Annotated in this window: 14 protein-coding genes; 7 read left to right on the top strand and 7 right to left on the bottom strand. The window is 74.0% G+C overall.

From position 1 onward, the window contains the following. Positions 1–33 precede the first annotated feature (33 nt). Both ACMT9T_RS06990 and ACMT9T_RS06985 read right to left on the bottom strand, forming a co-directional pair. A complete protein-coding gene (locus ACMT9T_RS06990) occupies positions 34–339 on the bottom strand; it encodes a hypothetical protein (RefSeq protein WP_414744864.1) in 306 nt (101 codons plus the stop codon). A gap of 20 nt (positions 340–359) precedes the next feature. Continuing rightward, positions 360–500 (bottom strand): hypothetical protein, encoded by a 141-nt coding sequence (locus tag ACMT9T_RS06985; protein ID WP_414744863.1) that lies wholly within the window; start codon positions 498–500, stop codon positions 360–362. A gap of 146 nt (positions 501–646) precedes the next feature. On the opposite strand from ACMT9T_RS06985, the gene ACMT9T_RS06980 reads away from it, so the two are divergent. Then, entirely contained in the window at positions 647–1855 is a 1209-nt protein-coding gene (locus ACMT9T_RS06980) for an MFS transporter (protein ID WP_414744862.1), read from the top strand. A 73-nt stretch (positions 1856–1928) separates the two neighbouring features. On the opposite strand, the gene ACMT9T_RS06975 is transcribed toward ACMT9T_RS06980, so the two are convergent. Then, positions 1929–2975: an NAD(P)-dependent alcohol dehydrogenase gene (locus ACMT9T_RS06975; protein ID WP_414744861.1), complete on the bottom strand. Its 1047-nt coding sequence runs from the start codon at positions 2973–2975 to the stop codon at positions 1929–1931. Between the two features lie 151 nt (positions 2976–3126). On the opposite strand from ACMT9T_RS06975, the gene ACMT9T_RS06970 reads away from it, so the two are divergent. After that, positions 3127–4497 (top strand): carboxylesterase family protein, encoded by a 1371-nt coding sequence (locus ACMT9T_RS06970; RefSeq protein WP_414744860.1) that lies wholly within the window; start codon positions 3127–3129, stop codon positions 4495–4497. 115 nt (positions 4498–4612) lie between these two features. Here ACMT9T_RS06970 and ACMT9T_RS06965 read toward each other — a convergent pair whose 3' ends face one another. Both ACMT9T_RS06965 and ACMT9T_RS06960 read right to left on the bottom strand, forming a co-directional pair. Next, positions 4613–6901 carry a glycoside hydrolase family 3 protein gene (locus ACMT9T_RS06965; protein ID WP_414744859.1) on the bottom strand — a complete coding sequence of 763 codons (2289 nt, stop codon included), beginning with the start codon at positions 6899–6901 and terminating at the stop codon, positions 4613–4615. An 85-nt stretch (positions 6902–6986) separates the two neighbouring features. Beyond that, entirely contained in the window at positions 6987–7631 is a 645-nt protein-coding gene (locus tag ACMT9T_RS06960; protein WP_414744858.1) for a TetR/AcrR family transcriptional regulator, read from the bottom strand. Between the two features lie 176 nt (positions 7632–7807). Here ACMT9T_RS06960 and ACMT9T_RS06955 point away from each other — a divergent pair, with 176 nt between their 5' ends. Both ACMT9T_RS06955 and ACMT9T_RS06950 read left to right on the top strand, forming a co-directional pair. Continuing rightward, positions 7808–8956, top strand: a complete 1149-nt coding sequence (locus tag ACMT9T_RS06955; RefSeq protein ID WP_414744857.1) for a zinc-dependent alcohol dehydrogenase — start codon at positions 7808–7810, stop codon at positions 8954–8956. 9 nt (positions 8957–8965) lie between these two features. Then, complete coding sequence (locus ACMT9T_RS06950; protein ID WP_414744856.1) at positions 8966–9523, top strand: hypothetical protein; 558 nt, start codon at positions 8966–8968, stop codon at positions 9521–9523. A gap of 24 nt (positions 9524–9547) precedes the next feature. Here ACMT9T_RS06950 and soxR read toward each other — a convergent pair whose 3' ends face one another. After that, positions 9548–10036, bottom strand: coding sequence for a redox-sensitive transcriptional activator SoxR (gene soxR, locus ACMT9T_RS06945; RefSeq protein ID WP_414744855.1), 489 nt, complete (start codon positions 10034–10036; stop codon positions 9548–9550). Between the two features lie 106 nt (positions 10037–10142). On the opposite strand from soxR, the gene fdxA reads away from it, so the two are divergent. Continuing rightward, complete coding sequence (gene fdxA, locus ACMT9T_RS06940; protein WP_414744854.1) at positions 10143–10469, top strand: ferredoxin; 327 nt, start codon at positions 10143–10145, stop codon at positions 10467–10469. After that, positions 10466–10960, top strand: a complete 495-nt coding sequence (locus ACMT9T_RS06935; RefSeq protein WP_053773700.1) for a flavin reductase family protein — start codon at positions 10466–10468, stop codon at positions 10958–10960. Before fdxA ends, ACMT9T_RS06935 begins: the two co-directional genes overlap by 4 nt. Positions 10961–10997: 37 nt before the next feature. Here the strand turns inward: ACMT9T_RS06935 and ACMT9T_RS06930 are convergent, their stop codons facing one another. Continuing rightward, entirely contained in the window at positions 10998–12908 is a 1911-nt protein-coding gene (locus tag ACMT9T_RS06930) for a LamG-like jellyroll fold domain-containing protein (RefSeq protein WP_414744853.1), read from the bottom strand. A gap of 80 nt (positions 12909–12988) precedes the next feature. On the opposite strand from ACMT9T_RS06930, the gene ACMT9T_RS06925 reads away from it, so the two are divergent. Then, on the top strand, positions 12989–13678 hold the full coding sequence (locus ACMT9T_RS06925) for a hypothetical protein (protein ID WP_414744852.1): 690 nt from the start codon (positions 12989–12991) through the stop codon (positions 13676–13678).

Raw genomic sequence — 13678 nt, 5'->3', positions numbered from 1 at the left:
CCTCGCCGCTCGTGGGCGAGCGGATCGCCGTCCCTACGGCGATGCAGGGCCGTCGGCCAGCTCCGGCAGGAGCTCGATCACCGCGGGGTGCAGCTGCGGGCGCCGGGGCGCGGGGAGCAGCGCGACCACGGGCTCGTAGGTCATGAGGAACGCCTGGAAGTTCACGATCCCGAACAGCGCGAGGTCGTGGTCGTCGAGCGGCTGCCCGCGATGCAGCCGCACGAGCGAGTCGCGGGCGCCCATCGTGTCCACGATGAGAGCCAGGTTCACGGCCCCGTCCTCGTCGCCGGCGACCCACTGGCGCAGCGGGTGCTCCCACGGCCCGGGGTTGACGATCATCCGTCCCGTACCGCTGCGCATCATGCGACCGGCCCTCGTCCGTCGGCCGCCTCCTCGGCGGTCTCCATGGCGCGCAGCTTCTTCAGCTTCGCCCACGGGTAGAGGCCCACCCAGGCGACCGACGCGATGGAGGCACCCATGATCATCGAGCTCATGTCCATGGCCTCGACGCTACCGACGCGCCCGCCGAGGCCGCGCCCGTCGCGCGGCGGACGGAGCCGCGGCCGGCCCGCAGCCGACCGCAGGCGCGCCTACGCTGGCGTCACGCCCGGATCCGCTCCGCGCGGCCCACCGGAAGGCCCTGCCCGTGTCGCGACGCCCCGCACTCTCGCCCGCGGCGTCGTTCTGGGTCGCGGCAGGCGTCCTCGTCCTGTCGCTCGGGGCCAGCGGCGCGCCGGCGATGCTGTACCCGGCGTTCTCGGCCCTCTGGGGCACAGGGCCGGTGGTCTCGACGGCGCTGTTCGCCGTGTACCCGGTGGCGCTCGTGGTGGTCATGGTCCTCGGCGGCGGGCTGTCCGACCGGTTCGGCAGGCGCCGGCTGATGCTCGCGGGCGTGGGGGTCGTCGCGGTCGGCACGGTCCTGTTCGCGGTGGCCGCGTCGCCCGCGCTGGTGTTCACCGGGCGGATCGTGCAGGGCGCGGGCGTGGGCCTGGCGATGAGCGCCGCGAGCGCCGCGCTGGTGGAGTACGACCGGTCGGCGAGCCCGACGCGGGCGAGCGCCGTGAACGCGGCGGCGACCTCGCTGGGCGCGACCGCCTCGATCCTCGTCGGGGGCTGGCTCGTGGAGTACACGGGCGATCCCACGCACCTGGCCTTCTGGATCCTCCTGGCCGCGGTGCTCGCGCTCCTCGTCGCGCTGCTGTTCCTCCCCGAGACGGCCCGGACGGCGCGGCTGGCGGGGACCGGCCCGGCACCGGCCCGGCGCCGCGCTCTGCTCGCCGTTCCGCGGGACGGACGCCGCGGGTTCGTCGTGGGCACCGCCGCGGTGACGGTCGCCTTCGTCACGGGCGCGGTCTTCCTCGCCCTCGGCGCGCAGATCATCCGGGACCTCGTCGGCACCGCGAACGCGTTCCACGCCGCCGCGACGCTCGCGACCTGGCCGCTGGTGGTCGTGCCCACCACGCTGCTCGCCCGGCGGATGCCCACGCTCGCGGCCGTCCGGCTCGGCGGCCTGGTCGCCGCCGTGGGCCTGGCGCTGCTGCTCGCGGCGAGCGTCGCGGACTCGCTCGCCCTGTTCCTCGGATCCGCCGTGCTCTCCGGCGTCGGCTACGGGTTCCTCATGTACGGCGGGCTGGGCTGCGTCACGTCCGCCGCGGACGACGGGCGGCGCGCGAGCACCTTCTCGAGCATGTACCTCGTCGCCTACCTCGCGCAGGGCGGCACGGCCGTCATCGTGGGCGCCCTGGCGACGGGCACGAGCCTCGGCACCGCGGTGCTCGTCGCGGTGCCGGTCATCGTGGTCCTCTGCCTCGCGACCACGGCGCTCGCGCACCGGTCATGGGGATCGCGCGGATGACGAGGCCGCCCGGGACGCGGAAGGGCCCCGCGGATCGGATGATCCGCGGGGCCCTTCGACGTGGGGTCGCTGCTTACGCGAACGTCTTCGCGTCGATGACGAAGCGGTAGCGCACGTCCGACTTGAGGACGCGCTCGTAGGCCTCGTTGATCTGCTCGGCCGAGATGAGCTCGGTCTCGGGCAGGATGTCGTGCTCGGCGCAGAAGTCGAGCATCTCCTGCGTCTCGGCGATGCCGCCGATCATGGAGCCGGCCCAGCTGCGGCGCGCGGGGATGAGCGCGAACGCGGGGATCTCGAGCGGCTCCGACGGCGCGCCGACGTTGACGAGCGTGCCGTCGATCGCGAGCAGGCCGATGTACTTCGACATGTCGAGCTTCGCGGAGACGGTGTTGATGATCAGGTCGAACGAGCTGGCGAGCTCGGTGAACGTCTGGTCGTCGCTCGTCGCGAAGTAGCGGTCGGCGCCGAGGCGGAGGCCGTCCTCCTTCTTGGAGAGCGTCTGCGAGAGCACGGTGACCTCGGCGCCCATGGCGTGCGCGATCTTCACGGCCATGTGGCCGAGGCCGCCCATGCCGACCACCGCGACGCGCGTGCCGGGGCCCGCGTTCCAGTGGCGCAGCGGCGAGTAGGTGGTGATGCCGGCGCAGAGCAGCGGCGCGACCTTCTCGATGTCGAGGGACTCGGGGACGCGGAGCACGAAGTCCTCGTCCACGACGACGGCCTCGGAGTAGCCGCCCTGCGTGATGGTGCCGTCGGCCGGGTCCACGCCGCCGTAGGTCTGGATGTTGCCCTTCAGGCAGTACTGCTCCTGGCCGGCCTTGCACTGCTCGCACTCCTTGCAGGAGTTGACCATGCAGCCGACGCCGACGAGGTCGCCGACCTCGTGCTTGGAGACCTCGGAGCCGACCTCGGTGACGCGGCCGACGATCTCGTGGCCGACGACCTGCGGGTACTGGATGGGGCCCCACTCGCCGCGGACGGTGTGGATGTCGGAGTGGCAGACGCCCGAGTAGGCGATGTCGATGGAGACGTCCTTCGGGCCGACGTCGCGGCGCTCGATGGTGGTCTTGGTGATGGGATCGGTGGCGGACGTGGCCGCGTAGGCGTTGACGGTGCGCATGGTTCTCCTAGAGCTGTCCGGTGGGGGAGGGGAGGGATCGGGTCGATCCGGCCGCGCCCTCTTCGGATGCGGTACCCCTCGACGGTACGCCCACCCGAGCGGTTCCCCGAGACGGCGCGGCTTTTCCTCGGCCGCCGGATAACGTGGCCGGATGCCCGCTCCCTCCGTCCTCGGCCCGACTCCGACGCGATCCGGGCCCGTGACGGGGTTCCGGGACGGCGACGTGATCCGGTGCCTCGGGATTCCTTACGCGACGGCGGACCGCGGCGCCCCGCCCGTGTCGGCGATGCCCGTGCGCGGATCCGACGGTCGGCCGGTCGTGCTCGCGGCCGTGCGTCCGGCGCCCGCGTGCCCGCAGCCCTCCTCGCGGATCCTCGACACGCTCATGCAGGGCGCGCTCGACGGGATCGAGCGCTCGGAGGACTGCCAGCGGGTCTCGATCACGCGGCCCGCGGACCTCGCGCCCGGCGAGACGCTGCCCGTGATCGTCTGGTTCCACGGCGGCGGGTACACGACGGGCGCGGGTGACCTCGCGATCCACGACCCGCGCGACCTCGTGGTCGAGCAGCGCGTGATCGTGGTCGCCGTGACCGCGCGGCTGGGGCTGCTCGGCTTCGGCGGCGGCGCTCCCGGCGGTCCGCCGGCCAACCTGGGCCTCCTCGACCAGATCGAGGCGCTGCGCTGGATCCGCGACTCCATCGGCGCGTTCGGCGGCGACCCCGACGCGGTCACCGCGATGGGCCAGTCGGCCGGCGGTGACGCGATCCTGCACCTCATGATCAGCGACGGCGCCCGCGGCCTCTTCCGGCGGGCGATCGTGCAGAGCCCGCCCGTGGGGATCACGGGCGGGCGCGAGCGCATGTTCCGCGCGATGGGGCGCGCGACCCGGGCGCTGCCGGGCGACGCGCCGCTCGACGTCGTGATGCGGCGGCAGGCGCGGGCGGAGCGCGCGTCGTGGGCGTCCGGGATCCGCGCGGGCCTGCCGTGGGGTCCGCGCTACGGGCACGCGCCGCTGCCCGCCGAGGCCGGCCGCGACGCCGCCTGGCGGGCCGTCGCGCCCGACGTCGACCTCCTCATCGGCACGACGCGCGACGAGACGGCGATGTACCTGCCCGCGCTGCCGGTGGTCGCGCCGCTGCTGCGCGTGCCCGTCGTCGGCCGGGCGCTGCGGGCGATCCTGATGCGCGCGGTCGTGCGTCCCACCACGCGCCGCGTCTACGCGCGGCCGGTCGCGGCGTTCGTCGCGCGGCACCGGGCGGCGGGCGGCCGGGCCGTGCGCTACGTCCTCCGCGCGGCCCCGGCGTCGAGTCCCATCGGCGCCGGGCACACGTCCGACGTGCCGCTGGTCCTCGGCACGCGTGAGGCCTGGACGCGGATGCGGCTCGTGCCCTCGGAGGCGTGGCCGGAGGTGGCGGCGCGCGGCCGCGCGGTGCGGCAGGTCTGGGCCGACTTCGCCCGCACGGGCGAGGTCGCGGCGGACGCGGACGCGCGGGCCTGCGGGATGTGGTTCGACCGCGGCTGAATGCGCCCGCCCGGCCCGCGTCGTCGCCACCGGCCGACCGCCGCGACGACGAGGAGCCCCGGTCCCCCGGGGCTCCTCGCGTGCGGTGGCCGATCGACGGGCCCCGCTCGCCGGGTCAGGCCCGGCGGCGTCGCGCCAGCAGGGTCAGGGCCGTGCCGAGTCCGACGAGCACGATGCCGCCGCCGATCCAGGGCAGCGAATCCGCTCCCGTGATCGGCAGGCCGCCCCGACCGGAGGCCGAGTGCGCCGCCGCGTGCGTGGGCGTCGGCGTCGGCGCGGGCGCCGGCACGGGCGCCGGGGCGACGGTCGGCGCGGGCGTCGGCTCGCCGGGGGCGGGCGTCGGCACCGGCGTCGGCTCCCCGCCGGGCGCCGCCGCGTAGGACAGCCCCGCGCGGTAGGCGAAGAGCGGGTCCGCGGAGTCGTTCGGCACGTCGTACAGCTGCGCCGCGACGGCCTCCATCGACGACGGCAGCTCGAACGGCAGGCGTCCCTCGGGCTCGGCCTCGCCCGTGATCACCGCGAGCAGCGCCTCGTCGGAGACGCCGTAGGAGGCGAGCACCGCGTCGCTGGCCTCGACCACGTTCCCGAGGATCAGCGGCCGCGTCAGCTGGGGCACCGCGATGGTGCGGGCGCCGGCGTCGTGGGCGCGGACGAGCGCCTGGAAGTCGGCCTCCGATCCGGTGAAGCCCAGGTCGGTGAGGTCGTCCCCGCCGCGCGGGTCGGCGAGGCGCACGATCGCGACGTCGGCGTCCGCCGGGTCGTCGACCACCGTGAAGCCGGCGGCGGCCGCCGCCTCGGCGCGCACGCCGCTCAGCCACACGGTCGTGCCGTCCTGCACGTCCACGGGGAGCGCGGGGGATCCGGCGGCGTCTGCCGCGGCGAGGCGCGCGGCCCCGCCCTGCGGTGCCCGGTCGGTGAGGAGGGTGAGGCTCCGCTCCTGCGCCCGCATGCCGGCCGCGAGTGACGCGTCGCTGCCCACGACGGCGTCAGCCGCGGCGGGATCCACGTACGGGTCCTCGAACAGCCCGAGCTGGAACTTCTGGTCGAGCACGCGGCGGCCGGCGTCGGCCACCCGCTCCTGGGTCAGGAGGCCCTGCTCGACGGCCTCGAGGATGTAGCGCGGCTGATCGCTGCCGCCGATGATGTCGACGCCCGCGGAGATCGCGCTGGCGTAGCGCGCGGGGAGCGAGAGGTCCTCGACGCCCCACGGCATGCCGGCGCCCCACGGGCCGACGAAGAACGCGGGCGGCCGGTTCTCGCGGCACGCCTCGGGGCAGTCGTTGGCGATGCCCCAGTCGCTCGTGATCACGCCGTCGAACCCGTGCTGCTCGCGCAGCAGGTCCTGCAGCAGGAACTCGTTGTGGTTCGCGCCGACCTGCTCGATGACGCCCTGGCCGAGGTCGAGGTCCTTGAGGATCGAGTACGTCGGCATGATCCCGGCCGCGTGGTTCCGGAAGGCGCCCTCGTACGGCTCCAGGTGCTCGGCGAAGTCCCCGCCGGGGAACGCGGCGTAGCGGCCGTAGTAGTAATGGCTGTCGAAGCCGTCGACCTGCGCGCCGTAGCCCACCCAGTGCTTGACGACCGTCGCGACGCCCTCCGGCGTGATCCCGTCGGTGCCGCCCTGCAGCCCCTCGACGTACGCGGCCACCTGCGGCGCGACGTCGGCGCCGACGCTGCCGTAGGTCCCGTCCTGCCGGGTCCAGCGCGGCTCGGTGCTGATGTCGGCCTGCGGGGAGAGCGCCTCGGTGATCCCCACGGCGCGGTACTCGGCCGCGATGATCCGGCCCATCTCCCGCGTCATCGCCGGGTCGTCGACCGCGCCCATGCCGATGGGGTCGGGGAAGGGTGAGAAGTCGCCGTTGGAGACCGTCTGGCCGGCGGTCACGGTGAAGCCGTGGCGTGGATCCGTGCTGATCTTCAGCGGGATGCCCCACCGCTCCGCCTCCGCCGCAGCCTGCAGGGCGTTGTGCTGGGTGGCGAGCGTCACCGCGTCCTCGCCGAGGCGGGAGATGTAGGTCGTGATGTGCCGCTCGGCGAGCAGCGGGTCGAAGGCCGCGCGGTCGTACGCGGCGCCCGCGTTCGTGAGGCTCGCGTGCATCAGCAGGCCCGCCTGCTCCTCGGGCGACATGCGGCCGATGAGGTCGGCCGCGCGCGCGTCCGCGGAGAGGCGCCAGTCCTCGTAGGGGGTGAGCGCGCCGTCCTTGTCGAGGTCGCGGAAGCGGAGGCCGTCGACGGTGATGACGGGCGCGGACCCGGCGCTCTCGAGCTCGGGCTGCGTGGCGTCCCCGGGCGCCGCGATCGCGGGTGCCGCCACCGCGGATCCCAGCGCGAACGAGGCGAGGAGCGCCCCTGTCGCCGTCGTGCCGATGATGCGCCGTCGTCGTGACGTGCGGGGTCCGCCCATGTCCACTCCCTCGTGAATCCGCGCCGGCTCCGTCGCCGGCGCAGGTCCGAGCATGCCGCGGGTGGGGAAATTGTGTCAAGCGGACTTAAGAAACCTCGGGCGGGTCGCTGCCGAGGCGCGCGCGCACGAGGTCGACCATGCGCCCGAACTCCCGGTCCACGTCGACGGCGGATCCCGTCAGCGACTGGTACTGGAGCCCGTCCATGACCGCGAGCAGCAGCCGCGCGATGCTCTCCCGCTCGGCCGCGGGCACGTCGCCGCCGAGGGCGCGGAGGCGCTCCGCGAGGCCGGCGGACACCGTGTCGTAGCGCTCGGCCATGCGCGCGCGCACCGGGTGGTCGGGCGAGACGGCCTCGCCGAGCAGCATGGAGAACAGCCGCGCCCACTCGGGCTCCGCCTCGTTGCGCACGACCAGCGCGTGCAGGCGGTCGAGCGCGTCCGGGCGGCCGGGGTCGGCGTCGGCCGCGTCCGCGGATCCGGCAGCGTCCGCGGATCCCGCCGCGTCGAGGAGTCCCGTCTGCCGCCCGCTCTCGTCGGCGAGCACCGCCTCGAGGAGGTCCTCCTTGGTGGCGAAGTGGTACAGCAGTCCCGCGTGGGTGACGCCTGCCCGGACGGCGACGGCCGCCATCGTCGCGCCCCGGTAGCCGTCGGCGACGAACGCGGCGCGCGCGGCCTCGAGGATCTCCGCGCGGCGCCGGACGCCGCGGGCGTTGAGCGCACCATCCCGCATCGGGCACCTCCGTCGCGCCGCGTCCGGACGGCGGCGTGGCCGATGCTATCCAGCGCGCCTCCGCGGGCGGCCCGGCGCGCGTCCGAGGTGCCGTCCGGATCCGGCCGCCGCCTGTCAAGGGGGTAGGCGCTCCTCCTCCGGGGGAGTCGGCTCGACGCACCGACGGAGGGAACGACATGCGAGCGATGGTCTACCGAGGGCCCTACCGGATCCGCGTGGAGGAGAAGGACATCCCGCGCATCGAGCACCCGAACGACGCGATCATCCGCGTCACCCGGGCGGCGATCTGCGGATCCGACCTGCACCTGTACCACGGGCTCCTGCCGGACACGCGGGTCGGCACCACGTTCGGCCACGAGTTCATCGGCGTCGTGCACGAGGTCGGCCCGTCGGTAGAGAACCTGTCCGTCGGCGACCGCGTGATGGTGCCGTTCAACATCTACTGCGGGTCCTGCTTCTTCTGCGCCCGCGGCCTCTACTCGAACTGCCACAACGTGAACCCGAACGCCACGGCGGTCGGCGGCATCTACGGCTACTCGCACACCACGGGCGGCTACGACGGCGGCCAGGCCGAGTACGTGCGCGTGCCGTTCGCGGACGTCGGCCCCATGGTGATCCCCGACGACATCCACGCCGAGGACGCGCTCGTGATGACCGACGCGCTGAGCACCGGCTACTTCGGCGCGCAGCTCGGCGACATCGTCGAGGGCGACACCGTCGCCGTGCTCGGCGCCGGACCCGTCGGCCTGTACGCCGCGCGCTCGGCGTGGTTCATGGGCGCCGGCCGCGTGATCGTGGTCGACCAGCTCGACTACCGGCTGCGCATGGCCGAGTCGTTCGCCCACGCGGAGACGCTCGACTTCTCCGCGGTCAAGGACACCGTGCTCGAGCTCAAGCGCATGACCGACGGGCTCGGCGCCGACGTCGTCATCGACGCGGTGGGCGCGGAGGCCGACGGGCACGCGCTGCACCAGATCACGGGCACGAAGATCAAGGTGCAGGGCGGATCCCCGGTGGCGCTGAACTGGGCGATCGACGGCGTGCGCAAGGGCGGCACCGTGAGCGTCATGGGCGCCTACGGGCCCGTGCCCGCCGCGATCAAGTTCGGCGACGCCGTGAACAAGGGCATCACGATGCGGATGAACCAGGCGCCCGTGAAGCGGCAGTGGCCGCGGCTCATCGAGCACATCCGGGCGGGGCACTTCTCGCCGCGGGACATCATCACGCACCGGATCCCGCTCGAGCACATCGCGGAGGGGTACCACGTGTTCTCCGCGAAGCTCGACGACTGCGTCAAGACCGTCATCACGTTCGACGACAAGTAGGAGCAGGACATGCCGTACCGCGCGAGCGACCACCACCGTCCGATCGACGCCGACGCGCTCCGGGCCCGGATCCCCGGCTGGGGCGCCGATCTCGACCCCGCCGACCGCCCCGCGTTCCCGCGCGAGCGCACCGACCTCGTCTCGGGCGCCCACTGGGACATGCCGGAGCACCAGCCGGAGCTCGCGCCCCGGGAGCGCTCCATCGAGCACACCGAGCTGCCGCCCGTGTTCGGCACGGTCGCGCCGCTGCACGGCGTCTCGGGCGCGATCAAGCGCTACGCCTACGCGACGTTCAGCGAGGGCCGCTCCGTGCACTGGCTGCTGCTGATGCTCGGCGACCGGGTGGACGCGGCGGGCGCGCACCTCGGATCCCTCGTGAGCGGGCGGCCGGACGACCCGCTCACCGAGGCGGGGATCCTCACCGAGGGCGGGCACCACCCGGTGTCGTCGCGCGTCGGGCGCGGCCGCGCGGACATGAAGCACGCGTGGATGGACCCGCTGATCGTGGGCGCCTGGCCGATCGCGGCCGTGGCGCTGCTCTTCGTGGTGCGGCGCAAGCGGCGCTGACGCCGGCTGCGGGATCCGGCGGCGTCAGTCGATCTGCACCCGCCGCGGCCCCGACCCGCGGTCGCCGAGCGCGTCGTCCGGGTTGAGCAGGCCGCACGCCTTCATCGAGAGGCAGCCGCAGCCGATGCAGCCCGTCAGCTCGCGCTCCAGCCGCTCGATGCCCTGGCGCCGCTCCTCGAGCAGGCGCTTCCACCGGCGCGACGCGCGCTGCCAGTCGGCGTGGCTCGGCGGGCGGTCGAGCGGCACGTCGTCGAAGGTGGCCTGCACGTCGGCGAGCGGGATCCCGAGGCGCTTCGCCACCGTGATCAGCGACACCCGCCGCAGCATGTGCCGCGCGTACCGGCGCTGGTTGCCGGCCGTGCGCTCGGCGGCGATGAGGCCGAGGTCCTCGTAGAAGCGGAGGGCGGAGGCGGCGACGCCCGTGCGGCGCGTCATCTCGCCGACCGTGAGCAGCTCGCCGGGCGCGTGCCGGGGCGTCGCCGCGATCGCCGTCGGCTCCTGCGCATCCGCCACGACGCCTCCTCCCGATTGACCTCAAGGGTACGTGAGGTTCTACCCTGGAGACCATGCGCATCACCACCCTCGCCGTCCCGACGGCCCCCACCCGTGAGGACGCCCTGTGACCTACGTGATCGCCCTCCCGTGCGTCGACGTGAAGGACCGCGCCTGCATCGACGAGTGCCCCGTCGACTGCATCTACGAGGGCGAGCGCTCCCTCTACATCCACCCCGACGAGTGCGTCGACTGCGGCGCCTGCGAGCCCGTCTGCCCTGTCGAGGCCATCTACTACGAGGACGACCTGCCCGAGAAGTGGTCGGACTACTACACGGCCAACGTCGAGTTCTTCGCCGAGATGGGATCCCCGGGCGGCGCCACCAAGGTCGGCGTGACGCACTCCGACCACCCGGTCATCGCCGTGCTGCCGCCCCAGGGCGACCCGGCGTGAGCGCCGACCCCGATCTCTTCAAGGCCGCGTTCCGCGGGCACCCGGCGGGCGTCGCGCTCATCACGGCGCGCACCGCGGAGGGCCCGTCCGGCCTGACCGCGTCGAGCGTCGCCTCGCTGTCGGCGGATCCGCCCGCCCTCTCGTTCTCGGTGACGCGCGCCACGGGATCCGCCGGCGCGATCCTCGGGGCCGACACCTACCTCGTGCACCTGCTCGCCGGGCAGCACGCCGCGCTCGCCCGCGCCTTCGCCGTCTCCGGCTCGCCGCGCTTCACGGAGGAGCAGGGGTTCCAGGAGCTGCCGACCGGGGAACCGCTGCTCGCCGACGCGCGCGCCGCCCTCCGCTGCCGCACCATCCAGACCGTGCCGGTCGGCGGATCCGTGCTGGTCGTCGCCGAGGTCCTCGACGTGATCCTGGGCGAGCCCGCCCCGCCGCTCGTCTACCGCGACCGCCGGTTCCACCTGCTCGAGGACGACCACCCGGAGCTGTAGGCCCCGGACGGTCGCTCGCTCCTCAGGCGGCCCTGCCTCACGCGTTCATGAACTCCGAGGGCTTCAGCGCGCGCTCCACGATGCGCACGTCGCCGATCGATCCCGGGAACACGTGGTCGAGCTTCCCGCCGTAGAAGTTGGCGCCGAGGAGCCATGGTCGGGAGGCCGACGCGAGCCCGCGGTTCGCCGTCGTCGGGTTCCGCACCACCGGGCAGCCGTCGACGTACATGGTCGTGTGCTGGCTGTCGTTGACCACGGCGACGTGCCACCAGGTCGCGGCGGGCAGCTCGTGTGACCAGTTGGTGAGGGATCCGTCCTGGCTGGCCGGGTAGACGCACCACTGCATCTCGCGGCTGCCGGAGACGGTGAGCACCACGGCCGGCTCGTCCGGGTCGCCTGAGCTGGTGGCCTTGCCCGCGTCCTTCGCGGAGGCCGACTGGGACAGGATCGAGCTCCAGGCGTCGTCGCCGCCGTAGCCCTCGGGGATCCGCACGAACGCCTCGAACGTGTAGCCCTGGCGGAACGTCGCCTGGTCGAGCGGGGCGCCGTCGATCGTGCGCAGGTGGTCGCCCGAGGCCTTGCCGCCCGTGAGCGTGAGGCTGCCGGCGCTGGGGGAGTCGTCGTGGTGCTCCGCGGAGAAGCGGAGCGATCCGGGGGCGGCGCCCGCACGACCCGCGACCACGAGGTCGTTGCCGTGGCCGGAGGCGTCCGGGATCCGCGTGCCGGGGCCGAGCGCGGATCCGTCGGTGTGGCCGTCGAAGCGCCAGTACGCGACCGTGCCGGGCACGAGCATCGCGGCGGCGGGTCGGGCGGCACGTGCGGGCACCGGGGCGAAGCCCGCGAAGCGCTGCTCGAAGTCGACGCTCACGGTGAAGCGATCCACGTCGCCGGAGAGCCGCACCTCCTCGTCCGCGAGCTCGTTGCCCGTGCCGAGGCCGCCGGCCAGGAGGAAGGGCGACAGGGTCTCGACGTCGATCGCGTTCCGCTCGAGGTCCACGTGGTACAGCCGGATCATCGCGGCGCCGCCGTAGTAGCGGTCCTGGTAGTTCACGAGGTGCAGGTCCACGTCGTGGCCCGCGCGGTTCTTCAGGGTCGTCCGCCCGGGCTTCCAGTAGTGGCCGTTGAGCGTGAGGAAGATCTGGTCGTGCTGCGAGATGAAGGAGTCCCAGAGGCCCTGGCCGTAGTCGTCGAGCACGGCGGATCCGTCGGGCTTCGAGTCGACGATGTCGTGCGCCGTGAGGATCACCGGCAGCGTCGGGTGCGCCGCCAGCACGCCGCGCGCCCACTCGACGCCGCGGGCGCTGGTGCGCCAGTCGAGCGCGAGGACGAGCCAGTCGCGGCCGCCCGCCGTGAAGGTGTGGAACGAGTTGTAGCCGTCGGGGCTGGATCCGCGGTAGCTCGGCGACTTCCGGAACCGCTTCGGGCCGAACGCCTCGAGGTAGGGGGTGCGGCCGCGCTGGTCGTCGGTGGAGGAGTCCACGTCGTGGTTGCCGGCGAGCACGCTCCACGCGGCGCCGGCCTTGTCGAGCAGCGTGAACTGCGCGCTCGCGGCCTGGATCTCGTTCGCGGCGCCGTTCTGCGTCACGTCGCCGAGGTGCGCGAGGAACACGATGTTGTGCCGGTCGCGCTCGGCGAGCACGTACCGGAGCGACGCCTCGAGCGGCTCCGGGTGGATCGCGGCGCCGTCGAAGAGGTACTGCGTGTCCGGCAGCACGGCGATGGTGAAGCGGGGTGACGTGGTGTCGGGCTTCCAGCGGGCGCCGGATCCCTGCTGGGCGGCGGGCGCCTTCGCCTTCGCGCTGTCCGCGACGTCGGCGACGGTCGCGGCGGTCGCCGGGAGCGCCCCGCCGAGGCCGGCTACGCCCAGCGCGCCGGCTGCGCCGCCGGTGATGAGGAAGCCGCGTCGGGAGAGCGCGGAGGAGGGAGGCGTCGTCGGGTCCTGGGTCACGGGGGACGACGGTAGGGGCGGCGGGTGAATCGGATGCGGCGGCCGGGTGGACGGACGGCGGCGGGCGTCAGTGTGGGGTGATGCAGATCAGCGACGAGCCGTTCGACTTACCCGACCTGCCGACCGCGGATGGGATCACCGCCGAGTTCGGGGTCCCGTTGTTCACCTTCGCGCCCCAGGCGACGCTGGAGGAGTGGGGCGTGAACCGCGTCACGTCGACGCCCGCAGGCGGACCGGAGTCGCTCGCCGATGCGAGCCTGATGTACACGCTGTGGCGGAATCCGGACGACCGGGCGGATCCCGTGAACCGCGGCCCCCTCACCGGCGCGGAGCTGGCGGCGCTCGATGAGCCGACGCCACGACCGCTGCCCCCGGCTCTCGACGACGTGCGGCAGCGCATGCGCTGGCCGTCCCTGTGGGAGGCGGTGATGACGACGCCCATGCGTCCCGAGGGACCGCGCGCCCACGTGAAGGACGTCGAGGGCGTCCTCCTCCGGCACGCGGAGCACATCATCGCGAACACCTTCCGCGATGCGCGCACCGGCGGCACGTTCCCGCCGGTCGTCTCCGACAGCCCGACCGCCCGGGATCTGGAGCCCGCCGAGATCGAGGTGGATGGGGTCCTCGTCGACGGGCTCCGGCTCGATCGCGACGCGCACGTCGTCGCGGTGGGCGCGCAGGTCGGCGACCGGATCCTCACGGCCGTCATCCCGCGGGCCGAGCTCGACCACGTGCGCCTCGCCTTCGTGACGCGGCCGACGCCGGCGTAG

The organism is Clavibacter vidaverae (assembly GCF_047529985.1).
Taxonomy (GTDB): Bacteria; Actinomycetota; Actinomycetes; order Actinomycetales; family Microbacteriaceae; genus Clavibacter; species Clavibacter nebraskensis_A.
This window is presented reverse-complemented; position numbering and strand designations above follow the sequence as displayed.

Excerpts from the sequence above, each read along its gene's own strand:
- ACMT9T_RS06990 (WP_414744864.1), bottom strand. The coding sequence starts at position 339 with ATGATCGTCAACCCCGGGCCGTGGGAGCACCCGCTGCGCCAGTGGGTC.
- ACMT9T_RS06965 (WP_414744859.1), bottom strand. The coding sequence starts at position 6,901 with ATGGGCGGACCCCGCACGTCACGACGACGGCGCATCATCGGCACGACG.
- ACMT9T_RS06955 (WP_414744857.1), top strand. The coding sequence starts at position 7,808 with ATGCGAGCGATGGTCTACCGAGGGCCCTACCGGATCCGCGTGGAGGAG.
- ACMT9T_RS06925 (WP_414744852.1), top strand. The coding sequence starts at position 12,989 with ATGCAGATCAGCGACGAGCCGTTCGACTTACCCGACCTGCCGACCGCG.
- ACMT9T_RS06975 (WP_414744861.1), bottom strand. The coding sequence starts at position 2,975 with ATGCGCACCGTCAACGCCTACGCGGCCACGTCCGCCACCGATCCCATC.
- ACMT9T_RS06970 (WP_414744860.1), top strand. The coding sequence starts at position 3,127 with ATGCCCGCTCCCTCCGTCCTCGGCCCGACTCCGACGCGATCCGGGCCC.
- ACMT9T_RS06985 (WP_414744863.1), bottom strand. The coding sequence starts at position 500 with ATGGACATGAGCTCGATGATCATGGGTGCCTCCATCGCGTCGGTCGCC.
- ACMT9T_RS06950 (WP_414744856.1), top strand. The coding sequence starts at position 8,966 with ATGCCGTACCGCGCGAGCGACCACCACCGTCCGATCGACGCCGACGCG.
- ACMT9T_RS06960 (WP_414744858.1), bottom strand. The coding sequence starts at position 7,631 with ATGCGGGATGGTGCGCTCAACGCCCGCGGCGTCCGGCGCCGCGCGGAG.